We start from the raw sequence: 25,872 nt of genomic DNA, 5'->3' as shown, positions 1-25,872 counted from the left end.
ACCGGGGGGCTTGCGGCAAGGCCCGGGTCGTGCCGCAGAATCGGCGGCTCATGGCCGAGAACGGGGAGTCGCGACGTGCGTGTGCTGCTGACGACATGGGGATCGCGCGGGGACGTCGAACCGCTGGTGGGGCTGGCGGTGGCGTTGCGGGGGCTCGGCGCCGAGGCGCGGGTGTGCGCGCCGCCGGACGAGGAGTTCGTGGCGCTGCTGGCGCGTGCCGGCGTGGAGCTGGTGCCGTTGGGCCCCGCGGTGCGCTCGGTGGTCGCCGGCACCAGGCCGCCGACCGTGGAGGACGCGTTCCGGCTCGCCCGCGAGTTGGTCGCCACGCGGTTCGAGACACTCACCGCGGCGGCGGAGGGATGTGACGCGCTGCTGGCGACCGGACTGATGCCGGCCGGCGCCCGGGACGTGGCCGAGAGACTGGGCATCCACTACGTGCTCGCCTGCTTCCACACCCTGGGACTGCCCTCGCGGCACTTCCCTCCGGGGCGGCGTCCCGGCAGGCAGTCGCCGCGGGAGGAGACCGACAACCGGGTGCTGTGGGAGCAGGACGCCCAGCGGGTGAACGCGTTGTACGGCGAGGCGCTCAACGGCCAGCGGGCGGCCGTCGGCCTGCCCCCGGTGGACAACGTCCGCGACCACGTCCTCACCGACCGGCCGTGGCTGGCGGCGGACCCGACGCTGTGCCCGGCGCGGGGCATGACGGACCTCGACGTGGTGCAGACCGGGGCGTGGATCCTGCCCGACGAACGCCCGCTCCCGGCAGCGCTGGAGGCGTTCCTGGCCGCCGGCGCGCCACCGGTGTACGTGGGCCTGGGCAGCATGGCCGCGCACGTCTCGAAGGACATCGCCCGGGTGGCCATCGAGGCGAGCCGAGCGCGGGGACGCCGCGTGGTCCTCGCCCGCGGCTGGGCCGGCCTGGCCCCGATCGACGACGCCGAGGACTGCCTCGTCGTCGGCGAGGTCAACCAGCAGGCGCTGTTCCGCCGGGTGGCCGCCGTCGTGCACCACGGCGGCGCGGGCACCACGACGACGGCCGGCCGGGCCGGCGCGCCCCAGGTGGTGGTCCCCCGGATCGCGGACCAGCCGTACTGGGCGGCGCGGGTGTCCGAGCTGGGCATCGGCGCGGCTCACGACGGCCCGACGCCGACCCTCGACTCCCTGTCCGCCGCGCTCGCCACCGCCCTGACCCCCGAGACCCGGGCACGGACGAGCGCCGTGGCCGCCGCGATCCGCCCCGACGGCGCGACGGTGGCCGCGAAGCTGCTGCTCGACGAGGTCAGGAACCCCCCGCCACGTCGACCGACCAGCCCTCGGGCGTGACCCGCAGGCGGTGGCGCGAACGCCCGGGCGCGCCGAGCGCCCGCCAGTGGCGGTAGGCCGCCGCCACCTCGTCCCAGAGGCGCCGCGGGCCGTGCTGCTCCGTCGTGAACTCGGCGCGGCCCGGGACGAACTCCGTCCTGGCCCAGGAGCGGCGGTCGTCGGAGAGCAGCCAGTACGTCCACTCGCCGGATCCGTCGTCCTCCCAGTCGATCTGGGGCCAGGCGTCCCGCACGCGCAGCGAGATCGCGAACATCGCGTCGGGGTCGTTGAGCTGGGCCGGGTCGAGGTCGGTGGTGCCGCGCTCGCCGCGCTCGCCGTGGTACACGTCGGAGAGGTCCGCGCCCCGCCCGGCCTGGGTGCGCGACCACATGAACGCGGGGCGGCCGGAGAACCGGCCCTCGCCGACGCCGCCGTGGACGTCGAGCGTCAGGTACGAGTACGAGTGGAGGCTGCTGCCGAACGGGGTGACGATCCGCCCGCCGTCGCGGGTCTGGGCCAGCAGCTCGGGCGTGATCTCGCGCAGGGTGCAGGTGCTGATGATCCGGTCGTAGGGGGCGCCGGCCGGGTGGCCCCTGGTGCCGTCCCCGAGGACCAGGCACGGCGCGTACCCGGCGGCCGCCAGGTTCTTCCTGGCGGCCTCGTGCAGCCGCCGGTCGATCTCGACCGAGGTGACGTGCTCGGAGCCGAGCCGGTGGCACAGCCACGCGGCGTGGTAGCCGGTGGCCGTGCCGATCTCCAGCACCCGCTGTCCCTCGTGGACGTCGAGCAGCTCCAACATCTCCAGCATCTGCGACGGTTGGGACGAGGAGGAGGTGGGGATCCCGCGCCCGCCCGCCACGCCCTCGTCCACCTGGGTGACCACGGGCCGGTCGCTGTAGACGGCCGCCAGCCACGCCGCCTCGTCCGCCGCCCGGTCGAGGCCCGGGCAGACGTCGGGGACGAAGTCGGCGCGGTCCACGGCGGCGACCGCGTCCTCCCACCGGGGTGGGAGCGAACCGGCGTCCCGCAGGGCCGCCACGAGCCGCCGCATCGTGGTCATACGAAGGAGTCCTTTCCGCCTACTGCCCTTCCGGCGGGCCCGGCGGCGACGGCGACGAAGGAGGAGAGGGAGGAGACGGAGGTGACGGTGGTGTGACCGGACCCGGCCACTGACCGTCGCTCTCGCGCGGGGACTGCTTCCTGTCCCCCTCCTCGCCGTTCTTGCCGTCGCTGTGTTTACCACCCATCGCGCCCTCCCGGCTCCGTGAACCCTACAGCTGGGGGATGCCCGCACGTCAGGGATGGCAAGGAGGCGTGCGGAAGCGCGACCGGGTCGCCGCGCCGAGGGCGCGCGCCGGGATCACTCCGGTTGGCAGGCGGGGCACCACAGGGTGGTACGGCCGGCGACCCGGCTCTGCCGGAGCGGGGTGTCGCAGCGCGGACAGTGCGGCGCCGGCGTGTCCCGCCTGGCCGTCAGCCAGGAGCGCTTGGCGGGCACGTGGCCGGTCGGCACGGCCGCGCGCAGCACCTGCCGGGTCGCCGAGTCGACGCGGCGCCGCTCGTCGTCCCCCAGGTCGACGGCGCGGCGGGCCGGGTGGACCCTGGCGTGCCAGAGGATCTCGTCTGCCAGCAGGTTCCCGAGCCCGGCCACGGTCGACTGGTCGAGCAGCGCCGCCTTGACGCGGCGGCGCTGACCGGCGAGCAGCTCGGCCAGCTCGCCGGGGGCGAGGGCCAGCGCGTCGGGGCCCTGGTCGGCGAGCAGCCGGTCCGCGTCGGCCGCCGTGGCGGCGAACCAGATGCCGCGCAGCTTGCGCTGGTCGCGGTAGCGGAGCCGGTGGCCGTCGTCCAGGACGAGGGTGACCCGGTCGTGGGGCGCGGGTGAGGAGTCGGCCGGGTCGCAGCGCAGGCGGCCCGTCATGCCGAAGTGGAAGAGCACGGTGGGTCCCTCGGTGGGGGCGAGCAGCCACTTGCCGTGCCGGCGCGGTTCGGTGAACGTCCGGCCCGTGAGCCGCTGGCGCAGCCGGCGCGCCGTGACCCCGCGCAGCACGCCGGCGTCGGCCACCTCGACCCGCTCGACCCGGCGGCCGGTGGCGCAGGAGGCCAGGATCCGCCGGAATTCCTCCACATCGGGCAGTTCGGGCATGCCGCCACGTTACGGGAGGGTCAGCCCGTAGGCGCTGAGCACCTCTCCGACGGGTTGGAAGTAGCTGGTGCCGCCGGTGGCGCAGTTGCCGGTGCCACCGGAGAGGATGCCGAGCGCGAGCCGGCCCGGGGTGTACAGCGGCGCGCCGCTCTCCCCCGCCTCGACGCAGATGTTGGTGCGGATCAGCCCGGAGACGATGTCGCCGCCGCCGTAGTTGACGGTGGCGTTGAGGGCCAGGACGGTGCCCGAGCGGCAGCCGCTGACCGGGCCGGCGAAGACGGCGCTCATGCCCACGGTGGGCGTGCCGACCCCGATGATGTCGACCGGCACGCCGTTGCAGACCACGCCGGGCGGCCAGGGGGACGGGGCGGTGAGGTAGCGGACCACGCCGTAGTCGTTGTTCGGGAAGCTGGTGCCGACGGTCTGGCCGACGGCGGTGGTCTGGCCCGGGTCGGCGTACCAGGTGCCGGCCAGCGCGGTGCAGTGCCCGGCGGTGATGAAGTGGCGGGTGGAGCCGGAGCGGGCGTTGAAGCCCACCGCGCAGCGCGCCCCGCCGCCGTAGACGAACTCGCCGCCGCGGAGCCGGGGGGTGAGGGTGCCGGGGGTGCGCTCGACGGTCAGGGCGTCGGCGAGTGGGCCCGCCGTGCGGCGGAGGTGGGCGAGGTCGGCGGCGGAGACGGTGTCGTCCACGGTGACCAGGACGGTGCCCGTGGCGTGGTCCACGGCCCACGCCGTGCCCGCGACGTCGGCGGCGCGCACGGCGTCGCCGGCGGCGGTCAGCTGGGCGGCGGTGAACGCGGCGGGGGCGGGCTCGGCCCGGGCGGGCAGCGCCGGGCCGATGAGCGCCAGCAGTGGCACGGTCAGCGCGATGACGAGGCGTCTGAGGAGTGGGGTGGTGCGGGGCTTGCGCATGCGGTCCTCCGAACGGAGATTCATGGGCATGACAATTGGGCGGATTCTCCCACGCGCCACCCACGCGTGTCGCGGAGCTCGCGCTCGGTGCCTCCGGTGAAGGATCGACCGGTGACCGGGCGGGCGCGGTCGGTCACGTCGTCCGCGGCCGGCCAGGAGGAAGCGCGATGTCCCACGTACTGTTCAGGCTCGGCCGCTGGGCCCACCGTCGGCGCCGCCTGGTGCTCGGCGGCTGGCTGCTGCTCGCCGTGGTCGCGGTGGCGTCGGCGATCGGCAGCGGCGGCCAGACCAACGACGTCTTCACCATCCCCGGCACCGAGTCGCAGCGCACGACGGACCTGCTCAAGCGCAAGCTGCCGGCCTTCGGCGGCGGTTCGGCGCAGGTGGTCTTCGCCACCCACGGGGGGACCAGGGTGACCGACCACCGCCAGCGCGCCGCCATCGAGGAGACCATGCGGCGGCTCGGCGACGTGCCGCAGGTCGGCGCGGTCTCCGACCCGTTCCAGGCCGAGGCCGTCTCGCCGGACCAGCGGGTCGCCCTCGGGAGCGTGGACTTCACCGCCGAGCCGGGGAACGTCGAGGAGTCCACGCTCGACGACGTCGAACGCGCCGTGCGGCCGGCCCAGGACGCGGACGTCCAGGTCGAGTACTCCGGCAGCGTCTACCCGGGATGGCGCACCGAGGTCTCCGAACTGCCCGAACTCGTCGGCCTGGTCATCGCCTCGATCATCCTGCTGATCACCTTCGGCGCGGTGGTGGCGGCCGGGGTGCCGATCGTGACCGCGGTGCTCGGGGTGCTGATCACCATCATGGGCGTCACGGCCGTGGCGGCGGTGGTCGACATCGCCTCCGCCTCCACCACGGTCGCCATCATGCTGGGCCTGTCCTGCGGCATCGACTACGGCCTCTTCATCCTCTACCGGCACCGCAACAACCTGCTCGCCGGGATGGCGGGCGAGGACTCGGTCGGCATGGCCGTGGGCACCGCGGGCGGCGCCGTGGTCTTCGCCGCGCTCACCGTGATCATCGCGCTCTGCGGCCTCTCGGTGGTCGGCATCCCCTTCCTGACCGTGATGGGCCTGTGCGCCGCGGTCGCCGTGCTGATGGCCATGGCGATCGCGCTCACCCTGTTGCCCGCCGTGCTCGGCTTCGCGGGGGAGCGGGTCGTGCGCTTCCTGCGGCTCCCGGGGCGCCCCGGCTGGACCGAGCGGGTGGCCAGGACGGCGGCCGCCGAGCCCGAACGCACCAGGGGCGCGGCCTGGGCGCGGTTCGTGGTGCGGCACCGCTGGCCGGCCCTGCTCTGCGGCGTGCTGCTGCTCGGCGTGCTCGCGCTGCCGGCCACCCAGTTGGAACTCGGGCTGCCGAGCGGCTCCGCCAAGCCCACCTCGGACACCCAGCGCCGCGCCTACGACCTGATCTCCGCGGGCTTCGGCGTGGGCGCCAACGGGCCGCTGCTGGTGGTGGCCGACGGGGCCCACGGTGAGGGGGACGCGGACCGGATCGCGAAGGAGGTCGGCGACCAGCCGGGGGTGGTCTCGGCCCGGCCGATCGGCGCCCGGGACGACGTGGTGGTGATCCAGGCGGTGCCGGTGACCGGACCCAACGACCCGGCCACCGCCGACCTGGTGCACCACATCAGGGACCACCGGGAGCAGGTCGCGGCCGGCACCGGGGCCCATGTCACGGTCGGCGGGACCACCGCCTCCAACATCGACGTCTCGGCCAAGCTCTCCGGCGCGCTGCCGGTCTTCCTCCTGGTGGTGGTCGGACTCGCCTTCGTGCTGCTGACGTTCGCCTTCCGCACCCTGCTGGTGCCACTGAAGTCGATCGTCGGCTTCCTGCTCTCGGTGGCCGCCGCCTTCGGCGCCGAGGTGGCCATGTTCCAGTGGGGCTGGGGCGAGCACCTGTTCGGCATCACGCCGACCGAGACCATCAGCTTCCTGCCGATCATCATGCTCGCCATCATCTTCGGACTCTCCAGCGACTACGAGGTGTTCGTCGTCTCCCGGATCAAGGAGGTGCACGGCGAGACGGACGACCCGCGGCGCGCGGTGGCGGTCGGCACGGCCCTCGCCGCCCGGGTGGTGACCGCGGCCGCGCTGATCATGTTCTCGATCTTCGTGGCGTTCATGGCGACCAGCGACCCGACCATCAAGGCCATCGGCTTCGCCTTCGCGGTCGGCGTGCTGCTCGACGCGTTCGTGGTCAGGCTGACCCTGGTGCCCGCGGTGATGGCCATCGCCGGTTCCCGGATCTGGTACCACCCGGCCTGGTTCGGCCGGGTGGTACCTGACCCCGACATCGAGGGGCGGCGGCTGGAGCGTCCCGAGCGGTGACCGTCAGGGCAGGGCCAGGGCCCTGAACAGCCGACGGCCGGCCCGGATCACGGGCTGCCGGTGGGTGGGCGTGGTGTTGGCCAGCACCACCACGCCGGCGTCGGCGTCCGGGCTGAAGCCGGCGAACGCGGTGAACCCGCCGGCGGCGCCGGTGTGCCAGAGCAGGGTGCGGCCCTCCACCACCCGGATGTCCCAGCCGAGGCCGACGACCTTCTGGCCGCGCGGATGGGCGCGCCGCGGCCACTGCGAGTCGACGACCGCGGAGGCGAGCGAGGCCGAGGCCAGGGTCGCGGGATGGAGCTGGGCGCGCAGGTAGCGCAGCATGTCGGCGGCGGTCGAGTAGAGCGCGCCCGAGGGCGCGAGCGCGTCGAAGTGCCAGTGCGGGAACGGCCGTCCGTACCGGTGGCCGTGGGCGGCGCGCTCGGCCAGCGTCGCCTCGTCGGGCACCAGGGTGTCCCGCATGCCGAGGGGGCGCAGCACCCGCTCGGCGAGCAGCTCGGCGTAGCCGGTGCCGGTGGCGTTGGCCAGCAGCTGGCCGAGCAGGCCCACGCCGAACGTCGAGTAGCGGATCGTGGTGCGCCTCCGGTGGCGGGGCAGCCGGGCGGTGGCCCGGTAGAGGTCGACGGGGCGGTAGGCGGCGTAGGGGTCGGTCCACCAATGGCGCAGGCCCCTGAGGTAGAGGTTGCGGGGCAGCCTGGGTAGCCCCGCGGTGTGGGTGGCCAGGTCCACCAGGGTGCGCGGGGCGTCGGGCCCGGGGCGGGTGGTGGCACCGGAAGGCAGGTGGGTGTCGATCGGGTCGTCGTAGGAGACCTCGCCGCGCGCCGTGAGTTCGGCGAGCAGCAGCGTGGTGAAGGTCTTGGTGAGGGAGCCGAGGGCGAACAGCGTGTCGGGGCCGACCGGTCGCCGGTCGCGGTCCCGGTGGGCGCGAGCCGGCCGCAGCCGGTCACCGGCGACCGCGACCGACTGGTCGGCGCCGCGGATCGCGGCGCCGACCGCGGCCGGGGCGTGCTGATCGGCGACGATGTCGCCGATGTGCCTGTTCAGCAGCCCCGTGATGGTGGCCGTGGCGCTCATACCCGACTCCCGGCCGTGCTCGCGGTGGACAGGGCCCGGGAGACGGTGAGGGTGCCGGCGACCGCGGCCACGATGGTGGGGTGGTGGTGGTTGAGCCAGGCGTCCTCCGGCTCGGCCGGCGGCGCGGTCAGGCCGTTGGGCATCATGCCGTCCGGTCGCTGCGCCTCGGCGACCCGCTCCCAGACGGCGGGGAAGAACATCGGCTCCGGGAGGCAGGCCCCGACGATCAGGAACTCGAGCAGCAGGTCCCAGAACCGGGTCTCGCGGAACACCTCGACCCAGACCGGCAACCAGAGCCGGAGGTAGTCCTGGAGCGGCTCGGGCAGGCCGGCCGGGTCGGCGCCCCAGTCGGTCAGGTGGAAGACGGTGTGGGTGACGCCGTAGGCGTTGTTGGCGTCCATCATCCAGGGCTCAGGAGTGCCGCCGAGCCACGTCGCGTCGATCAGCTCGGACAGTTCGCCCGGTGGCTCCACCCCGATCCGCCGAGCGGCGGCGTAGACGGCCAGCCGCCGGTTGGGCACGTGCTCGATCACCGGGGCGGCGCGCAGTCCGAGCACGTGGCCGGCGAGCCGGTCGAGCGGCGGATGCCGGTAGCCGGCGGGGATGAAGTGCGAGTAGAGCTCCATGGGGTGGGTGGCGGCTGGGGTGTGCGCCTGGAGCCGGTGGAGCAGCGCCCCCTCGTCGAACTCGGACCAGGCGAAGTCGAGCAGCGAACGCGCCGTCTCGGCGCAGCGCGGCCCGGCAACCGCTTCGCGGACCACCACGCCGGCGGCCAGGGCGAGTTCGCCGAGTGACTTCAGACCCTCCCCGTTGATGTCGTAGTCCGGCACGTCGCGGTCGAGCGCGAAGCTGGCGCGCAGCCGCCCCAGCCAGCCCACGGCACGCTCACCGACGTGTTGGGCCAGGCGCACCGCCGTGGCATCCATGTCGTTTCTCCTCCGGTGGTCTCAGCGCGAGTCGCTCAGTCGACGGGCGATGGCGGTCTCGAACCGCACCCGGGGATCGGGCGCGCCGACGACCTCCAGGTGGTCGAGCATCGGCGGAAGGGACAGCGGTGGCCGCCCCTCGGCGGCGAGTGCCAGCAGCCAGCGGGCCAGGCGGGCCGAGCTCAGCAGGTCGCGGCGGAGCAGCGCGCGCACCAGTCCGCGCTCGATGTCCAGGCGGCGGGACACCAGGCTCCGGCTGAGTTCCGGGTCGAGCAGGGGGTGGGCGGCCGTGGAGAGTCGGACCAGGTAGGCGGCGAGCGTCACCCAGTCCGCGGCCAGGGGCCCCGCCGAGCAGGTCGCGGCAAGACCCTCCCAGCCGGCGGTGTCGACGCCGAGTCGGGCGAGCGCCGCGGACAGGGCGGCGTCCCGCACGCCCCACAGCGTGGCCTCGGGCGCGTGGACCTGCGGTGCGGGGTAGGCCCGCACCGCAGCCCGCACCAGCGACGCCTCCTCCTGCCGCAGGGGCTGGCCCGTCAGCAGGAAGGGGGCGAGTACGTCGGCGCCCAACACCCGGATCGCGGCCAGGCCGCTGGCCCGCTGGTCCCAGGAGCCGAGGCAGGAGCGAACTCCGACGCCGTCGCCCGTGCTCCGCAGCGCCCTGGCCAGTGAGCCGGCCAGGGCACCGGTGGCCTCCTCGACGGAGCCCGGTGTCGGCTGATGCGTGAGAGACATGGGCTGGGACCTCAGAACACCGCGGCGCAGGCGAGGTTCTGGACCGCGCCGTGGAACGAGTCCTCGACGGGCTCGTTCTTGCGCGGGTTGGCCGACAGCAGGGCGGCGGCCGCGAGCAGCAGCAGGGCGAGGTTCCGGGCGGAGCCGGCGCCGTGGCTGGTCGACACCTCGCCTTCGCCGATCAGTCGCTCGACGTCGATCCGCTCTCCGTCCGTCGGCACCACCGGGGTCAACGGGACGACATCGCGAAACACGGACATGGGATACCCCTTTCGTTCCAGGATTTCCTGGCAGGGGTGCTTATCCCGGCTCTCGAGATCGGGGAAACCGATTCCGCGGATAACAGAATGGATGGGGCGGGAGGAGAGAAGTGATCCGCTCAGACTTGCTGGGCGGGAATCCGTGTCCGGCGAACCACGGTAATACCGCAGGGATGTAATGCGATATTACCGTGGTATCTGTCAATCAGTCGCCGGTGTTGAACGCCGCGTCGAAGGCGGCCGTCGGCGGCTCGATGGCCACCAGTTCCCGGACGCGCGCCAGCGCGTCGGGCGCGCCGATGAGGCGGTCCATGCCGGCGTCCTCCCACTCCACCGAGATGGGCCCGTCGTAGCCGATCGCGTTGAGCGCCCGCACGATGCCCTCGAAGTCCACGTCGCCGTGGCCGAGCGAGACGAAGTCCCAACCACGCCGCGGGTCGGCCCACGGCAGGTGCGAACCCATGCGCCCGTTACGGCCGTTGAGCCGCTTCTTGGTGTCCTTCAGGTCCACGTGGTAGATCCGGTCGGCGAAGTCCGAGATGAATCCCAGATAGTCCAGGTCCTGCCACACCATGTGCGACGGGTCGTAGTTCAACCCGAAGGCCGGACGGTTGTCGACGGCCGCCAGGGCGCGCTGCGTCGTCCAGTAGTCGTAGGCGATCTCGCTCGGGTGCACCTCGTGGGCGAACCGGACGCCCTCGGCGTCGAAGACGTCGAGGATGGGGTTCCAACGGTCCGCGAAGTCCTGGTAGCCGGCCTCCACCATCGAGGCCGGCACCGGCGGGAACATGGCGACCGTGTGCCAGATCGACGAACCGGTGAAGCCGACCACGGTGTTCACGCCGAGCGCGGCCGCCACCCGGGCCGTGTTCTTGATCTCCTCGGCTGCGCGCTGGCGCACGCCCTCGGGTTCGCCGTCACCCCAGATCCGGCCCGGCAGGATGCCCCGGTGCCGCTCGTCTATCGGGTGGTCGCACACGGCCTGACCGACCAGGTGGTGCGAGATGGTGAACACCTTCAGGCCGTGGCTCTCCAACAGCGCCTTCTTGGCGGGCAGGTAGTCCGGCTCGGCGACCGCCCGGGCGATGTCCAGATGGTCGCCGGAACAGGCGATCTCCAGACCGTCGTAGCCCCAGCCGGCGGCCAGCCGGCACACCTCCTCGAAGGGCAGGTCGGCCCACTGACCGGTGAACAGAGTGACGGGACGCGACATCGCGGCTCAACTCCTTACGGGTTGTGAGGACGAAGTGTCAGGTTCGATCCTGGTGTAGCGGCTCTCGTTCGCGGCGCTCTCCTCCACGGCGGCCAGCACGCGCTGCACGTGCAGCCCGTCCTCGAAGGCCGGCTCCGGGTCGGTGCCGGCCGCGACGGCCTCGAGGAAGTCGCGCGCCTGGTGGGTGAAGGCGTGCTCGTAGCCGAGGCCGTGGCCCGGCGGCCACCAGGCCGCCACGTAGGGGTGCTCCGGCTCGGTCACCACGATCCGCCGGAAGCCGGCGCCGGCGGCCGGCTCGGTGGCGTCGTGGAACCACAGCTCGTTCATCGACTCGAAGTCGAAGGCCAGGCTGCCGGCGGTGCCGTTGAGCTCGATGCGCAGCGCGTTCTTGCGCCCGGCGGCGAACCTGGTGGCCTCGAAGACGCCGAGCGCCCCGCCGGTGAACCGGCCGGTGAACACGGCCGCGTCGTCCACGGTGACCTCGCCCCTGGTGCCCTCGGGGGCGCCGGGCAGCGGTCGGCTCTCGACGAAGGTCGCGGTCTGGCCCGACACCCCGTCGAGACGGTCGCCGATCAGGTGCTCCGCCAGGTCGGTGATGTGCGAGCCGATGTCGCCGAGCGCCCCGGAGCCGGCGCGTGCCCGGTCGAGACGCCAGGTGAACGGCGCGTCCGGATCGTGCAGCCAGTCCTGCAGGTAGGCGGCGCGCACCTGGTACACCCGGCCGATCCTGCCCTCGGCCACCATCCGCCTGGCCAGGCTGAGCGCCGGGGTGCGGCGGTAGGTGAAGCCGACCATCGAGCGCACCCCGCGCTCCCTGGCCCGCCGGGCGGCGGCGACCATCGCCTCGGCCTCGGCGACCGTGTTGGCCAGCGGCTTCTCGCACAGCACGTGCTTGCCGGCCTCCAGCGCGGCGATCGCGATCTCCGCGTGACTGTCCCCGGGGGAGCAGATGTCCACGATCTGGACGTCGTCCCGGTGCACGGCCTGCTGCCAGTTGTCCGTGGCGTGTTGCCATCCGAGCCGGGCGGCGGCCTCCTCGGTCCTGGCCCGGTCGGTGCCCGCCACGATGGTCATCCGCGGCTCGAGCGAGGGCTCGAAGAAGGCCCCCACCGAACGCCAGGCGTGGGAGTGCACGCGGCCCATGAAGGCGTGGCCGATGAGTGCGACACCGAGAGCTTGCATCGTGAAGTCCGATCGATTGGTCGGGGGTGGTCAGGGAGTGGCGGAATCCGGGTGCCGGTAGGCGAACACCCGGTCACTGATGAGGCCGGCGGCGCCCACCACCCCGGCCGCGCCGCCGAGTTCGGAGAGCACCACCGGCAAGTCGCTGGTGGCCAGGGGTGTCGAGCGGCGGTAGAGCTCGCTGCGCACCTCGGCGAGCAGGGTGTGGCCGAGCCCGGCGACGCCGCCGCCGACCACGATCATGGACGGGTTGAAGAAGTTGACCAGGCCCGACAGGACCCGGCCGAGCCGCTGCCCGCCGCGCCTGACGAGTTCGAGGGCGGCGGGATCGCCCGAGGCCAACGCCCAGGACACGTCGCGGGCCGAGAGCTCGCCGTGCTGGGCCAGCCGGTCGGCCAGCAGCCGCGAGCCGCCGTCCGCGGCCAGCGCGTGCGCGTCCCTGGCCAGGGCCGCGCCGCCGAACCACGCCTCCAGGCAGCCGGTCCTGCCGCAGGCGCAGACGGGGCCCGCGTCCTCCAGCGCGATGTGGCCGATGTCGCCCGCGCTGCCGGTGCCGCCGCGGTGCACCTGGCGGCCGGCGACCACGCCGCAGCCGATGCCCGTGCCGAGCTTGACGAAGAGGAAGTCGGGCACCGCCCGGGCCAGGCCCACCTGGCTCTCGGCCAGCGCCATGGTGTTGGCGTCGTTGTCCACCAGCACCGGGCAGCCGAGCCGCTCCGCCAGCGCGTCCCGGACCGGGTAGCGGTCCCAGCCCGGCATGATCGGCGGGGTGACGGCGCAGCCGTGCAGGAAGCTGACCGGGGCCGGGATGCCGACGCCCGCGCCGTGCAGCTCGGGCACCGTGCCCGAGGCGCGCAGCCGGTCGACGAGCTCGACCACCCGGTCGAGCACCGCCTCCGGGCCGGCCCGCACGTCGCAGGGTTCGGCCAGGTGCTCGAGCACCGACAGCCGACCGTCGGTCACGGCCACGTCGAGCGAGGTGGCGCCGACGTCCACGCCCACGAAGCGCAGCCGCGAGGAGAGCCGGACCAGGCCCGAGGGGCGGCCACCGCTCGACGCGGCGTGCCCGGCCTTCTCGATGAAGCCCAACTCCTCCAGCCGGCCGAGCTCCTGGCCGATCTTGGACCGGGAGAGCCCCACCCGCGCGCCGAGGCCGGCCGGCGGCAGCGGGCCCTCGGTGCGCAGCAGGGCCAGGATGCGTGGCTGGTGGCTGTTCTCCACTCGCATGCGCGCCCCTGGTGTCCGCTCGGTTCAGGCCGACCTAGTTCTTGCACTCTATGCAAGAAGTTTGCCCAGCATTTAAGCCCGGCGGTCGTGGTGCTGGCAATAGTGCGGCACAAGTCCCCGTGCCCCGGCTGGCCCCGCCGGCGGGCGATTGTCAGTGCCGGGTGTAACGCTGGCTTGCGGGGAACCCGACCTCGGGCGGTGGAAGGAAGGCCCATGATCACGACCGACTATGTCACCGGCTCACCCTGCTGGCTCGATCTCGGCGCGCCGGACGTGGCGGCCGCCGCCACCTTCTACGGCGCCGTGTTCGACTGGCAGTTCGAGTCCTTCGGCCCCGACGCCGGCGGCTACGGCGTCTTCCGGCACGAGGGCAGGTCGGTCGCGGCCGCCGGTCGGCTCACCGAGGAGGGGGCCCGCTCGGCCTGGATGATCTACTTCCGCGTGCACGACGCGGACACCGCGGTGCGGGCGGTCGAGGACGCCGGCGGCGCCGTGCGCACCCCGCCGGTGGCGGCCGGGGACGCCGGCCGGATGGCCCAGTTCACCGACCCCCAGGGGGCGCAGTTCGCCGTCTGGGAGCCGGGCGCCAACCAGGGCCTGGAGAAGGTGGACGACCCGGGCGCCCTGATGTGGACCGAGCTGTACACGACGGACGCGGCCGCTGCCAAGGAGTTCTACGGCCGCCTCTTCGGCTGGGAGACGCAGGACATGACGCTGCCGGGCGGCGGCGGCAGCTACGGGCTGATCAGCCCCCAGGGCGGGGGCCAGGGGCGGATGCAGGGCGGCGTCATGCAGGTCAGCACGGACCTGCTCACCCTCACCGACGGCCGGCCGTACTGGCACCCGGTGTTCCATGTGACGGACTGCGACGCCGCGCTCGGTCGGGTCACGGGGCACGGCGGCCGGGTGCAGATGGGCCCCGAGGACGCCGAGGGCGTGGGCCGCCTCGCCGTCTGCGTCGACCCGGCCGGCGCCGACTTCGTGGTCCTCACCCCGAGCGGCTGACGGCGTGGCGGCCGCCCCGGGTGGGCACCGGGAACGCCGCACCGAGAGAGCTGAACCGAGAAAGGGAGACAGGGAGCAGCATGAGCACGCACCCCGACGACCGACCAGCAGGTGCCTCCGGCACGCTGACCATCGGCGGCGACCTCGTCGTCAACCGCCTCGGCTTCGGCGCCATGCAGCTGACCGGGCCCGGTGTCTGGGGCCAGCCGCGCGACCCGGACGAGGCGGTCCGGGTGCTGCGCCGGGTGGTCGAGCTCGGCGTCACCTTCATCGACACCGCCGACTCCTACGGCCCGTTCGTCAGCGAGCAGCTGATCCACAAGGCGCTCGCCCCCTACCCGGAGGACCTGGTCATCGCCACCAAGGCCGGCCTCACCCGCGCCGGCCCCGACGACTGGCGCCCGGTGGGCCGTCCCGAGTACCTGCGTCAGCAGGTCGAGTTGAGCCTGCGCCACCTCGGGGTCGAGCGGATCGACCTGCTCCAGCTGCACCGCGTCGACCCGAAGGTGCCGCTGGAGGACCAGCTGGGTGAGCTGGTGCTGCTCCAGCGGGAGGGCAAGATCCGGCACATCGGGCTCTCCGAGGTGAGCGTCGAGGAGATCGAGCGGGCCCGGCGCACCGCCCGCGTCGTCTCCGTGCAGAACCTGTACAACCTCGCCACCCGGCAGGCCGAGGACGTGCTGGAGTACGCCGAGCGCGAGCAGTTGGCGTTCATCCCCTGGTTCCCGATGGCCACCGGCGAGCTGGCGAGGCCGGGCGGCCCGTTGGACGGGATCGCCAGGCGGCACGGCTCGAGCCCGTCCCAGCTGGCGCTCGCCTGGCTGCTGCGCCGCTCCCCGGTGATGCTGCCGATCCCCGGCACCTCCCGGGTGTCGCACGCCGAGGAGAACGTGGGCGCGGCCGGAATCGTCCTCAGCGACGCGGAGTTCGCCGAGTTGGCCGACGCCGTCTGATCGGCGGCGCGTGCGGCCGCCGGCCGGAGCCGGCGGCCGCACGCATGGAAGGAGCCGGGCGCGGGCAGACCCGAGATGGCATGAGAAATGTCATGCGCATGACCCCATCTCGTCTCGTCCCTCCGGGAGGCTGATCGTGACCTTGGCCAAGGCTGCCAGGCTGCTGCTGACCACGCTGCTCGCGGCCCTGCTGTGGACCGGCGGCCAGGCGGTGGCCGCGCCCCAGGAGGCGGACGGGCGACCGCTCGCCGCCCGGGTGCTGACCTACGACGCCAGCGGCAGCGCCGAGTTCGCCGCCGCGGTGGCCCGCGGCGCCGCCATCTGGAACGAGAGCGTCAGCAGCGTCGACCTGGTGCCCGTGCAGGCCGGCCAGCGCGCCAACATCCGGGTCGTCGCCGACGACGGCTGGCCGCGCGCCCAGACCACCAGCCTGGGCAACGGCACCGTCTGGATGGGGCGCCAGGCCGTGAACGAGGGGTACAACACCATCCGGATCGCCGCCCACGAGCTCGGCCACATCCTCGGCCTCCCGGACATCAAGCCGGGGCCCTGCAGCAGCCTGATGTCCGGCTCGACCGCCGGCGTCTCCTGCACCAACCCCTACCCCAACAGCAGCGAACGCTCCCGCGTCGAGAGCGCCTTCGGCGGCGCGCTCGCCGCCCGGGCGCCCGCGACCTACCTGGACTGAGGCCACCCGCCGGCGGCCCGCCCCCGGCCGGCCGCCGGCCCGCCCCACCTCACAGCACCACCACCGAGCGCAGCACCTCGCCGGTGCCCATCCGGCCGAAGGCCGACTCCACCTCGTCGAGCGCGATCGTCTCGCTGACGAAGGCGTCCAGATCGAGGCGGCCCTGCAGGTGCAGGTCGACCAGCATCGGGAAGTCCCGGGACGGCAGGCAGTCGCCGTACCACGACGACTTCAGCGCCCCGCCCCGGCCGAACACGTCGAGCAGCGGCAGCTCGATCGTCATCTCCGGCGTCGGCACGCCCACCAGCACCACCGTGCCGGCCAGGTCGCGGGCGTAGAACGCCTGCCGGTAGGTCTCCGGGCGGCCCACGGCCTCGATCACCACGTCGGCCCCGAACCCGCCGGTCAGCTCCCTGATCGCCTCGACCGGGTCCTGCTCCCGGGAGTTCACCGTGTGGGTGGCGCCCAGCCGGCTCGCCGCCGCCAGCTTCCGGTCGTCGATGTCCACCGCGACGATCCGCGCCGCGCCCGCGAGCCGGGAGCCGAGCACCGCCGCGCTCCCCACCCCGCCGCAGCCGATGACCGCCACGCTGTCCCCGCGGCCCACGCCGCCCGTGTTGATGGCGGCACCGATCCCGGCCATCACGCCGCACCCCAGCAGTCCGGCCACCGCGGGCGACACCGCGCCGTCCACCCTGGTGCACTGGCCCGCGGCCACCAGCGTCTTCTCGGCGAACGCGCCGATGCCGAGCGCCGGCGTCAGCTCGGTGCCGTCCTCGGCCAGCGTCATCCGCTGCCGCGCGTTGTGCGTGTCGAAGCAGTACCAGGGCCTGCCGCGCCGGCAGGCCCGGCAACGGCCGCACACCGCCCGCCAGTTGAGGATGACGAAGTCGCCCGGCGCCACCTCGGTGACCCCGGGCCCCACCGCGTCCACCGTGCCGGCCGCCTCGTGCCCCAGCAGGAAGGGGAAGTCGTCGGTGATGCCGCCCTCCCGGTAGTGCAGGTCGGTGTGGCAGACCCCGCAGGCCAGCACCCGCACCACCGCCTCGCCGGGACCCGGGTCGGGCACCAGCACCCTCGCCACCCGCACCGGCTCGTTCCTGCCGGGTGCGACGACACCCCGTACCTCCTGCGTCATGGCCTGACCGCCCTTCCTCGGCCGGTGTGTCACGGGCCGTTGCCGTGACTCCGCGTCGATCCCGCATGGTTCTCGCTCCCTGGGAAGGTATCCGGATCACGGGCGGAACCCCCGTCGTGAACCGGCCAGGCTGGAGGCCGTAACCCGCTGTGAAACAAAGGAGGTTACGGTTACCAGGACCCGCGTGGTCCTCGGTCGGGGAACCACCCGTCCGGGTTAGTCTGACCCGGCATGAACTCACGGGTAACAGTGGCAACTTGAGGGACGGAGCTTCGGTGGTGGAGCAGGATGGCGGCTCGGCGGACGTCCAGTCGGCGGACATCGATCTGAGCAGGCCGAGCATCGCCCGCGTCTACGACGCGGTGCTCGGGGGCAAGGACAACTACGAGGTCGACCGGGTGGTCGCCGACCAGGTGCGTCTCGACATGCCGCACATCAGCGACGTGGGCTGGTTCAACCGGGCCGTGCTCGGCCGGGGTGTGCGCTTCCTGGCGGAGCAGGCCGGCATCGACCAGTTCATCGACCTCGGCGCGGGACTGCCGACGTTGGAGAACACCCACCAGGTGGCCCAGCGGTACAACCCCGACGCGCGGGTGGTCTACGTCGACATCGACCCGATCGTGCTGGCGCACGGCCGGGCGCTGCTGGAGGAGAACGAGAACACCGCGGTGGTCACCGCCGACCTGCGTGAGCCGGAGAAGGTGCTCGCGCACCCGAGCGTGCGGCGGCTGATCGACTTCTCCAGGCCGGTGGGCGTGCTGCTGGTCGGGATCCTGCACCACCTGCACGACGACGAGGGCCCGAAGGCCATCGTCGACGCCTACATGGACGCGGTGCCGGCCGGCAGCCACCTGATGATCACCGCCTTCTGCGACACCGGGCCCGAGGCCCGCGCCGTCCAGGAGACCATGCTGGAGTTCCTCGGCACCGGCCGCTTCCGCACCCTGGAGGAGATAACGGCCTACTTCGACGGGTACGAGCTGCTGGAGCCCGGCGTGGTGGCGCTGCCGATGTGGCGCCCCGACGGCCCCGTCGGCACCCCGCTGTCCATAGCCCAGCGGCTGATGGTCGGCGGCGTCGCCCGCAAGGGGTGAGCGGCCGCGGCCGTGCGAAGCTACGGCCGTGAGCACTTCGGATGACCTGATCTTCGATCTCGGGGGCGGTGTCCTGCTCCGCCTCACCGAGGAGGGCGACCACACCGCCCTGGCCGACGCCCAACGGCGCAACCGGACCCACCTGGCGCCCTGGAGCCCCCGCCGGCCCGAGAGCTTCTACACGGCGGAGGGCCAGGCCGCCAGGATCCGCGCGGGAGCCGAGGAGGCGGCGGCCGGGCGGCTCGTGCCCTGGCTGCTGGTGGAAGGCGACCGGGTGGTGGGCGCCGTCACACTCTCCAACGTGGTGCGCGGCCCCTTCCAGAGCGCGGACCTGGGGTACTGGGTGGCCGCCGACCGCACGGGCCGCGGCCTCGCCGGCCGGGCGGTCGCGCACGTCTGCGCCGACGCCGGGGACCGGCTCGGCCTGCACCGGGTCGCGGCGGCCACGCTGCTGCACAACGCCGCGTCCCAGCGGGTGCTGGCCAGGAACGGCTTCGAGCCGATCGGCGTCGCCCCGCACTACCTGCACATCGACGGCGCCTGGCGCGACCACCGGCTCTTCCAGCGGATCCTGCACGACGCCTTGCCGGCCGATCAGGCGCTGTCCCCGTAGCGGGCCAGCAGCGCGCGGGCCGTGGCCGCCATCGCCTCGTCCACCATCTCGCCCTCGAAGACGACCGCCCCCGAGCCGGCCGCCCGGCCGGCCGCCACGGCCGCCACCAGCCGGGCGCAGCGCGCGAGTTCCGCCGCGCTCGGCGAGAACACCTCGTTGATCACCGGCACGTGCGAGGGATGGATCGCCATCATGCCGGCGTAGCCCAGCGCCCGGTTCTGCTCGGCGAAGGCCCGCAGCCCGGTCAGGTCGGCGATCCGCGTCCACAGGCCGCCCACCGGGTGGGCCACCCCGGCCGCCCGCACGTCGAGCAGCACCCGGGAGCGCAGCTCGCGCGTCTCGGTGCCCTCCGGGCTCCAGCGGTAGCCGACGGCCCGCGCCACGTCGCCGCCGGGCGCGGTGAGCGCGCCCGCGTAGCCGACGCGCGGGACGGCCCCGGCGATCTCGAAGGCCGACCGCAGCCCGCGCGCGGTCTCCAGCAGTGGCACCAGCGCGAAGGTGCCCGGGGCAAGGCCGTGTTCCTGCTCGCACCAGCCGAGCAGCCGGTCCGCCAGCCGCACCTGTTCGGCGTCACTCACCTTGGGCAGCACCACGCCGGCGAGCCCGGTCCTCGCCACCGCCCGCAGCCGGGCCGCCGCCGGCCAGCCGTCCAGCGGGGGGATCCGGACGAACAGCGCCGTCGCCGGCTCGGCCGCCGCGGCCACCGCCGCCGCGACCCGCTCGGTCGCGGCCGGCCGGTCGGCCTCCGCGACCGCGTCCTCCAGGTCGAGGACGACGGCGTCGGCGCCGGCCGCGGCGGCCTTCGGCAGCCACTCCGTCCGGTTGCCCGGCACGAACAGCATCGAGCGCAGCGGCGGCCGCGCGATCCCGGACGCCATCAGATGACCCCGCTCTCCGCCAGGCTCGCCACCTCGTCCTCGGCGAGCCCCAACCACTCCCGGTAGACGAGCTCGTTGTCCTGGCCGAGCGCGGGTCCTGAGCGCCACACCTCGCCCGGGCGCCGCCTGAAGTGCGGGATCACCGCCTGCATCCGCACCGGCCCGAGGTCCGGGTCGGGCACGGTGACGATGTCCTCCCGCTCCGCGTAGACCGGGTCGGCCGCGATGTCGGCCGCGCTGAACACCCGGGAGGCGACCACCTCGGCCTCGGCGAACGCCGCCAGGCACTCGTCGGTGCCCCGCTCGGCCACCCACTCCCGCAGCCCCGCGTCCAGCCGGGCCCGGCCGGCGTGTTGCCGCTCGACCGTGGCGAACTCCTCGTCGGGCAGCCCCAGCAGCCGCGCCACGTTGCGCACCGAGCGCACCGTGGCCGAGGTGACCGTGAGCCACTCGCCGTCCCGCGACCGGTAGGTGTTGATCACCGCCGCCGGGGCGACGGCCAGCTGGTTGCCCGAGCGCTCCGGCACCTCGCCCAGCTGGTCGTGCACGATCACCTGCCACTCGACCAGCCGGAACAGCGGCTCGAACAGGGCGAGGTCGATCCACTCGCCGTCGAACTCCGGGTCCGTGGCCCGGCGGTGCAGCGCGGCGAGCACCGCGTACGCGCCCATCAGCCCGGTCACCGCGTCGCCGTGCGAGAAGCCGGTGTGCACGGGCGGCCCGTCCGGGAAGCCGGTCAGGTGCACGACGCCGCTGCGCGCCTCGCCCATCTTGCCGAAGCCGGGGGCGTCCGCCCGCGACGAGGTGGCGCCGTAGCCGGATATCTGGAGCAGCACCGCCCGGGGGTTGAGGCGGTGTACCGACTCCCAGTCGAGGCCCCAGCTCCGCAGCCGGCCGGCCCGCATGGTGACGATGACGACGTCGGCCCAGGCGACCAGGCGGCGCGCCACGGCCCGGCCCGCCTCGTGGTGCAGGTCGAGCGTCACCGACCGCTTGTTGCGCCCGGCGACCTTGAACCACAGCGGCACCCCGTCCCGGCGCGGTCCCATCGCACGCGCCGGGTCGCCGGCGCCCGGCGGTTCGACGTGCACGACGTCCGCGCCCTGGTCCGCGAGCATCGAGCCGGCCAGCGGCCCGGCCACCACGTGGGCGAACTCCACCACCTTCAGCCCGCGCAGCTGCCCCCGCCGGGGCCCGTCGAGCACTTCCCGCCGTTCGTGCTGTCCGTCCGGCACGCCTCGCTCCTCACCGCCGTCGTCGAGCCTTCAGCGTGCCCACCCCGACCGATGCCCGTCCAGCAAAAGACGGTCCTTAAGCCATGCGGTTTTCGCATGAGTCGGGGCGGGGTGGGCGGTGCTCCGTCAGGCGGCCCAGGAGACGCCGGTCGGCAGTTCCCCGCCCGAGGTCCTGAACTCGCCGAGGGTGGCGAGGAACCGCTCGGCGGCCTGCGGCAGCGAGCGCCGGGTGCGCAGCACGAGGTCGAGCCGCCGGTCGACCACGGGCTCCACCAGCGGTCGGCAGACGACGGGCCCGGCGCCGAGCAGCGGCAGCACGAGCGCCGGCAGGGCCGTGACGCCGAGCCCGGCCGCGACCAGGCCGCCGACCGTGGCGACGCTGACGGCCTCGGCGGCCGGCGCCGCCGTGGCGTCGATCTGGGCGAAGGCGGCGTCGGTGAGCCGGCGCACGCTGGAGTCCCGCCCCACGGCGAGGAACGGCCGTCCCGCCAGGTCGCCCCAGCGGACCTCCGCCCGCTCGGCCAGCGGGTCCCCGGCCGGCAGCACGGCCACGAACCGGTCCCTGATCAGCGGTTGGCCCGTCAGCTGGTCGGTGGGGCGGCCCATGGTGGTGATGGCGAAGTCCGCGTTCCCGGCCGACACCCGCGCCAGCACGGCGCGTTCGAGACCGTCGAGCAGCCGCACCGAGACCCGCGGATGCGCCGCGCGGAAGCCGGAGATCGCCCGAGGCAGCAGCACGGCCGCGACCGAGGGCAGGGTGGCGACGGTGACGGTGCCGGACTCGCCCTGCAGGAAGCGCCGCAGCTCGGTCATGCCGGCGCGGTGCGCGGTGATGATCTGCTCCGCTATGCGCAGCGCCTCCACGCCGGCCGGGGTCAACCGGACGTTGCGCGTGTTGCGTTCCAGCAGCTGGGTGCCGAGCAGCCGCTCGAGGTCGGCGACCACCCGGCTGAGCGAGGACTGCGAGACGTGCAACTCGGCGGCCGCCGCGGTGAAGCTGGCGGCGCGGGCGACGGCGGCGTAGGCCGTGAGCTGGCGCAGGGTGGCATCCATGGCCAGGGAGCATAGGCACGCGACGCCGCAGTGATGCGTAGATCGCATAAAAGAATCTCGGTTTGATGCTGGACGCCGATCTGTGGTGGCTCGGAAACTCTCCTGCAACGCGCCGGGGCCAGCCCGCCCCGGGCCGCCTCCCCGCGTGCCGCCGGGGGCCGTTCCCCGAGAAAGCGAGCCACCCATGCTGGCAACCCTGGGCTTCGCCACCATCGCCGTCTTCCTGCTGCTGACCATGACCAAGCGCGTCTCCGTGCTGGTCGCCCTGGTCCTGGTGCCGGTGGTGGCGGCGCTCGTCGGCGGGCACGCGGGCGAACTCGGCGACCTGGTCCTGGACGGGCTGACCACGGTGGCCCCCACGGGCGTCATGATCGCCTTCGCGGTCCTCTACTTCAGCCTGATGGTGGACGCCGGCCTCGTCGACCCGCTGATCCGGGCCATCCTGCGGTTCGCGCAGGGCGATCCGCTGCGGATCACCGTCGGCACGGCCGTGCTCACCATGTGCGTGGCCCTGGACGGCGACGGCGCCTCCACCTTCCTGATCACCGTCTCCGCGCTGCTGCCCGTCTACCAGCGGCTGGGGATGAGCCCGTTGGTGCTCTCCGGCGTGGTCTGTCTGGGCGCCGGGGTGATGAACATCGTGCCCTGGGGTGGGCCCACGGTGCGGGCCATGGCCGCGCTGGACCTGGAGAGCTCCGACCTGTTCACGCCGGTGCTGCCCGCGATGGTCATGGGCATCTGCTGGGTGCTGGTGGCGTCCTGGCTGATCGGCCGCCGTGAGCGGCGCCGGATCGCCGCGCTCGGCCCGGGCGAACTCCCCGTGGAGCCGGGGGAGTCGGCCGGGGAGCCGGCGGTGGTGGGGGAGGGGCCGGGGACGCTGCGGCTGCCCGAACCCAGCACGCCGCGCTGGCTCACCGCCGTCAACCTGGTCCTCACCGTCACCCTGCTGATGGCGCTGATCGCCGAGGTCATGCCGCTTCCGGTGCTCTTCGTGCTCGGCTTCACGGTGGCGCTGGTCTTCAACCACCCGACCTGGGAGCGCCAGCAGGAACTCCTGGAGCGGCACGGCAAGAACGTCGTCCTGGTCACCACGATGATCTTCGCGGCCGGGGTGCTGACCGGCATCCTCACCGGCACCGGGATGATCGACGAGATGGCCAGGGCGCTGGTCGACGCGATACCCGGCGCGCTCTCCGACCGCCTGCCGGTGCTGGTCGCCGTCACCGGCATGCCGCTCAGCCTCGTCTTCACCCCGGACGCCTACTACTTCGGCGTGCTCCCGGTGCTCGCGGAGACCGCCGCCGGATCCGGCGGCGACCCGGCGGAGGTCGGCCGGGCCGCCCTCCTCGGCCAGATGACCACCGGCTTCCCGCTCAGCCCGCTCACCGCCTCCACGTTCATCCTGGTCGGCATGAGCGGGGTGTCCCTCGGCGAGCACCAGCGCTTCATCTTCCGCTGGGCCTTCGCCACCACCCTGGTGATGACCGCGGGCGCCCTGCTGACCGGCGCGTTCGCCCTCTGACGAGGGCTCTCGCCAGTGAGCCGGCCCGCCGCGCGCCGGCATGCCTCGCATCTCCTTGAGGGCCCGTCGCCCTCTCTGCCCCGCACCGCGCGAGCGGCACCAGCCGCGCGGGCGACCGTCTCCGGCGCTTCCGCGCCGTGAAGTGGAGCCCAGCCATGTTGAACGTACGTGCCCGCCCCCGCCGTTACGGCGCATCCGCCGCCCTGGCCCTCTGCGTGGCGGCCCTGCTGCCGGCCGCGCCGGCTTCGGGCGCCGCCCCGCCGGCCGCGCCCCGGCTTCCGGGATATGTCACCTCCCTGACCGCCCGCCACCTCGACGGGACCGCCGACGACCTGCTGACCGCGGGGCTCGGCTTCGAAGGGCTGCGCGACCCGCGGCCCCCACGCCTCGCGGATCCCGAGCACCCCACCCCGGCCGAGCTGCGCCGGTTGGCGATCTGGGGCGCGGTCGGCCTGTACGGCGACGACTCCGGCGGCCTCGGCCGGCTCTACGGGCCCGACATCGGGCCGGACGGCCGGCCGGTGCCGGGCGACGGCCGGATCTCGGGCACCGAGTACACCGCGACCGCGGGTGCCGGGGCCGACTCGGTCACCTTCGTCGTGCAGGTGCCGGACGATCTCGACCGGGCCCGGCCCTGCGTGGTCGCGGCACCCGCCGCCGGGCTGCTCGGCGTCTACCAGGCGGTCGGCGGCGCGGGCGCCTGGGCGCTGCACCGGGGCTGCGCGGTCGCCTACACCGACAAGGGGATGGGCCCCGGCTTCCACGACCTCGCCTCCGACACCGTGATGGCCGCCGACGGCACCACCGGGCCGCGCGCCGAACTCGGCGACCGGGCCATGTTCGACGCCGGTCTGAGCGACCCGGCCCGCGAGCGGTACAACGCCCGCAGCCCCTATCGGGTCGCGTTCAAACAGGCCCACTCGGGGCGCAATCCGCAGGCCACCTGGGGGCGGGACACGCTGCGCGCCGTCGAACTCGCGCTGGCGCTGCTCGACCGCGACCACCGCGCCGGCGGCCAGGACGCCGGCTACACCCCGGAGAACACCACGGTGATCGCGGCCGGCGTGTCCAACGGCGGCGGCGCCGTGCTGGCCGCGGGTGAGCAGGACCGGCGCGGCCTGATCGACGCCGTGGTCGCCGCCGCGCCGCAGCTCAACCTCGTGTCGCCGCTCGGCGTCTCGGTCCGGCAGGGCGGCGCGCCGGTGCCGGCGGCCGGCACGCCGCTGGTGCGTTACGGGGCGCTGGCCGCGCTGCTCCAGCCCTGCGCGATCCTCGCCGAGCCGGCGGCGCCGGGCCGCGACTCCTTCGACGAGGCGGCGGCGGAGCGCCGCTGCGCCGCGCTGGTCGGCGACGACCCGCGGCTGATCTCCCGCGCGGACGCGGCGGCCGCCGGCCCCTCCGGGCTGCCCGAGCTCGCCCAACGGGCCCTGGTGCGGGCCGGGTTCCAGCCGGCGTCCGGCTATCTCCAGGCCAGTCACTACGACCCGCAGACGCCCGTCTCCTATGCGATGAGCTTCGCCCGCGCCTCCGCCGCCGACGCGCTGTGCGGCTACAGCTGGGCCGCCACCGACGCGGAGGGACGGCCGGCCCCCTACACGGCGGCCCAGTTGGCCGCCGCCTTCGCCACCAGCGGCGGCCGGGCACCGGCGCCTGGCACGCTGATCAACGACCGCTCGCACGGCGGCCCCGTCGCCGACCGCCGCTCCCTCGGCCCCGACGGGCGACCCGACTACAACCTGGCCGGCGAACGCTGCGTCCACCGGCTGGCGTTCGGCGAGCCGGCGACCGCCGCCGAGCGGGCCTGGGCGAACCGGTTGGCGCGGGGGCTCGACGAGACCCGGCGGGACGGCGACCTGGGCGGCCGGCCCGCGCTGATCGTGCAGGGCCGGGACGACGCCCGGGTGCCCGTCAACCACAGCGCCCGCCCCTACCTGGCGCTCAACGCCCGGGCGGAGGGCGAGGCCGGCCGGCTGTCCTATGTGGAGGTCACCAACGCCCACCACAGCGACAGCACCGCCGCCGGGTTCGACAACCGCTACGTCCCGCTCGGCCACTACTACCAGCAGGCCCTCGACCTGATGTGGGACCACCTGACCACCGGGCGCGGGCTGCCGCCGAGCCAGGTCGTCCGCACCGTCCCGCGCGGCGGCGAACCGGGTCGGGCGCCCGAGCTCACCCCGGCCAACGTGCCGCCCATCGCGGTGGATCCGGCGCCTGGCGACCGGATCCGGGTGGGCCGGAACGGGATCGACGTCCCGAACTGACCCCGGAGGCGCGGGAAAACCCCTCGCCCGCCCCTGGACACATCGCGGCGGATGCCGCGACTATATGGGCTACTGCATACGGTATGCAATCTCCGATCGTGTTCAGTGCCCCCAGGGGCAGG

General features: G+C 74.1%; 23 protein-coding genes. 9 read left to right on the top strand and 14 right to left on the bottom strand.

Features of this window, described 5'->3' with window-relative positions:
• Window positions 1–75: 75 nt before the first annotated feature.
• Window positions 76–1,323 carry a glycosyltransferase gene (locus RNC47_RS11070; protein ID WP_311597830.1) on the top strand — a complete coding sequence of 416 codons (1,248 nt, stop codon included), beginning with the start codon at window positions 76–78 and terminating at the stop codon, window positions 1,321–1,323.
• Here RNC47_RS11070 and RNC47_RS11065 read toward each other — a convergent pair.
• The 3 genes from RNC47_RS11065 to RNC47_RS11055 all read right to left on the bottom strand — a co-directional run bounded on the left by RNC47_RS11065 (window position 1,280) and on the right by RNC47_RS11055 (window position 4,357).
• Window positions 1,280–2,362 (bottom strand): methyltransferase domain-containing protein, encoded by a 1,083-nt coding sequence (locus RNC47_RS11065; protein ID WP_311597829.1) that lies wholly within the window; start codon window positions 2,360–2,362, stop codon window positions 1,280–1,282. The two genes, RNC47_RS11070 and RNC47_RS11065, sit on opposite strands and share 44 nt — an antisense overlap.
• Before the next feature lie 300 nt (window positions 2,363–2,662).
• On the bottom strand, window positions 2,663–3,445 hold the full coding sequence (locus RNC47_RS11060; protein WP_311597827.1) for an Fpg/Nei family DNA glycosylase: 783 nt from the start codon (window positions 3,443–3,445) through the stop codon (window positions 2,663–2,665).
• 9 nt (window positions 3,446–3,454) lie between these two features.
• Complete coding sequence (locus RNC47_RS11055) at window positions 3,455–4,357, bottom strand: S1 family peptidase (protein ID WP_394814757.1); 903 nt, start codon at window positions 4,355–4,357, stop codon at window positions 3,455–3,457.
• Window positions 4,358–4,524: 167 nt separating this feature from the next.
• Here RNC47_RS11055 and RNC47_RS11050 point away from each other — a divergent pair, with 167 nt between their 5' ends.
• Window positions 4,525–6,693 (top strand): MMPL family transporter, encoded by a 2,169-nt coding sequence (locus RNC47_RS11050; protein ID WP_311597824.1) that lies wholly within the window; start codon window positions 4,525–4,527, stop codon window positions 6,691–6,693.
• Window positions 6,694–6,696: 3 nt separating this feature from the next.
• Here RNC47_RS11050 and RNC47_RS11045 read toward each other — a convergent pair whose 3' ends face one another.
• From RNC47_RS11045 to RNC47_RS11015, 7 genes are all read right to left on the bottom strand, one after another.
• Entirely contained in the window at window positions 6,697–7,767 is a 1,071-nt protein-coding gene (locus tag RNC47_RS11045) for a serine hydrolase domain-containing protein (protein WP_311597822.1), read from the bottom strand.
• Window positions 7,764–8,693, bottom strand: coding sequence for a DUF6895 family protein (locus RNC47_RS11040; RefSeq protein WP_311597821.1), 930 nt, complete (start codon window positions 8,691–8,693; stop codon window positions 7,764–7,766). Before RNC47_RS11040 ends, RNC47_RS11045 begins: the two co-directional genes overlap by 4 nt.
• Window positions 8,694–8,714: 21 nt before the next feature.
• The gene (locus tag RNC47_RS11035) at window positions 8,715–9,425 is read right to left on the bottom strand and encodes a hypothetical protein (protein ID WP_311597819.1); all 711 of its coding nucleotides are present in this window, start codon (window positions 9,423–9,425) and stop codon (window positions 8,715–8,717) included.
• 11 nt (window positions 9,426–9,436) lie between these two features.
• Window positions 9,437–9,685, bottom strand: coding sequence for a hypothetical protein (locus tag RNC47_RS11030; protein WP_311597817.1), 249 nt, complete (start codon window positions 9,683–9,685; stop codon window positions 9,437–9,439).
• Between the two features lie 205 nt (window positions 9,686–9,890).
• Window positions 9,891–10,898 (bottom strand): sugar phosphate isomerase/epimerase family protein, encoded by a 1,008-nt coding sequence (locus RNC47_RS11025; RefSeq protein WP_311597816.1) that lies wholly within the window; start codon window positions 10,896–10,898, stop codon window positions 9,891–9,893.
• 6 nt (window positions 10,899–10,904) lie between these two features.
• On the bottom strand, window positions 10,905–12,080 hold the full coding sequence (locus RNC47_RS11020) for a Gfo/Idh/MocA family protein (protein ID WP_311597815.1): 1,176 nt from the start codon (window positions 12,078–12,080) through the stop codon (window positions 10,905–10,907).
• A gap of 30 nt (window positions 12,081–12,110) precedes the next feature.
• Complete coding sequence (locus RNC47_RS11015; protein WP_311597814.1) at window positions 12,111–13,307, bottom strand: ROK family transcriptional regulator; 1,197 nt, start codon at window positions 13,305–13,307, stop codon at window positions 12,111–12,113.
• 213 nt (window positions 13,308–13,520) lie between these two features.
• Here RNC47_RS11015 and RNC47_RS11010 point away from each other — a divergent pair, with 213 nt between their 5' ends.
• The 3 genes from RNC47_RS11010 (at window position 13,521) to RNC47_RS11000 (ending at window position 15,953) form a co-directional block, all read left to right on the top strand.
• Window positions 13,521–14,312, top strand: a complete 792-nt coding sequence (locus tag RNC47_RS11010) for a VOC family protein (protein ID WP_311597812.1) — start codon at window positions 13,521–13,523, stop codon at window positions 14,310–14,312.
• Between the two features lie 80 nt (window positions 14,313–14,392).
• Complete coding sequence (locus RNC47_RS11005) at window positions 14,393–15,265, top strand: aldo/keto reductase (RefSeq protein WP_311597810.1); 873 nt, start codon at window positions 14,393–14,395, stop codon at window positions 15,263–15,265.
• Between the two features lie 136 nt (window positions 15,266–15,401).
• Window positions 15,402–15,953, top strand: a complete 552-nt coding sequence (locus RNC47_RS11000) for a snapalysin family zinc-dependent metalloprotease (protein WP_394814755.1) — start codon at window positions 15,402–15,404, stop codon at window positions 15,951–15,953.
• Between the two features lie 49 nt (window positions 15,954–16,002).
• Here the strand turns inward: RNC47_RS11000 and RNC47_RS10995 are convergent, their stop codons facing one another.
• Window positions 16,003–17,091 (bottom strand): S-(hydroxymethyl)mycothiol dehydrogenase, encoded by a 1,089-nt coding sequence (locus RNC47_RS10995; RefSeq protein WP_311597808.1) that lies wholly within the window; start codon window positions 17,089–17,091, stop codon window positions 16,003–16,005.
• A gap of 275 nt (window positions 17,092–17,366) precedes the next feature.
• Here RNC47_RS10995 and RNC47_RS10990 point away from each other — a divergent pair, with 275 nt between their 5' ends.
• Both RNC47_RS10990 and RNC47_RS10985 read left to right on the top strand, forming a co-directional pair.
• Window positions 17,367–18,185 (top strand): SAM-dependent methyltransferase, encoded by an 819-nt coding sequence (locus RNC47_RS10990; RefSeq protein ID WP_311597806.1) that lies wholly within the window; start codon window positions 17,367–17,369, stop codon window positions 18,183–18,185.
• A 28-nt stretch (window positions 18,186–18,213) separates the two neighbouring features.
• Entirely contained in the window at window positions 18,214–18,798 is a 585-nt protein-coding gene (locus tag RNC47_RS10985) for a GNAT family N-acetyltransferase (protein ID WP_311597804.1), read from the top strand.
• Here the strand turns inward: RNC47_RS10985 and RNC47_RS10980 are convergent.
• From RNC47_RS10980 to RNC47_RS10970, 3 genes are all read right to left on the bottom strand, one after another.
• Entirely contained in the window at window positions 18,780–19,676 is an 897-nt protein-coding gene (locus tag RNC47_RS10980; RefSeq protein WP_311597803.1) for an HpcH/HpaI aldolase/citrate lyase family protein, read from the bottom strand. The genes RNC47_RS10985 and RNC47_RS10980 overlap by 19 nt on opposite strands.
• On the bottom strand, window positions 19,676–20,911 hold the full coding sequence (locus RNC47_RS10975; RefSeq protein WP_311597802.1) for a CaiB/BaiF CoA transferase family protein: 1,236 nt from the start codon (window positions 20,909–20,911) through the stop codon (window positions 19,676–19,678). The genes RNC47_RS10980 and RNC47_RS10975 overlap by 1 nt, the downstream gene beginning before the upstream one ends.
• A gap of 126 nt (window positions 20,912–21,037) precedes the next feature.
• The gene (locus RNC47_RS10970; RefSeq protein ID WP_311597800.1) at window positions 21,038–21,964 is read right to left on the bottom strand and encodes a LysR family transcriptional regulator; all 927 of its coding nucleotides are present in this window, start codon (window positions 21,962–21,964) and stop codon (window positions 21,038–21,040) included.
• 184 nt (window positions 21,965–22,148) lie between these two features.
• On the opposite strand from RNC47_RS10970, the gene RNC47_RS10965 reads away from it, so the two are divergent.
• Window positions 22,149–23,486, top strand: a complete 1,338-nt coding sequence (locus RNC47_RS10965) for a CitMHS family transporter (RefSeq protein ID WP_311597798.1) — start codon at window positions 22,149–22,151, stop codon at window positions 23,484–23,486.
• A 155-nt stretch (window positions 23,487–23,641) separates the two neighbouring features.
• Window positions 23,642–25,750, top strand: coding sequence for a 3-hydroxybutyrate oligomer hydrolase family protein (locus tag RNC47_RS10960; protein ID WP_311597796.1), 2,109 nt, complete (start codon window positions 23,642–23,644; stop codon window positions 25,748–25,750).
• Window positions 25,751–25,872 lie beyond the last annotated feature (122 nt).

Source organism: Streptomyces millisiae (genome assembly GCF_031845425.1).
Lineage (GTDB): Bacteria > Actinomycetota > Actinomycetes > Streptomycetales > Streptomycetaceae > Streptomyces > Streptomyces millisiae.
Note: the sequence above shows the minus strand (reverse complement) of the source record. Positions and strands in the feature narration are given on the sequence as shown.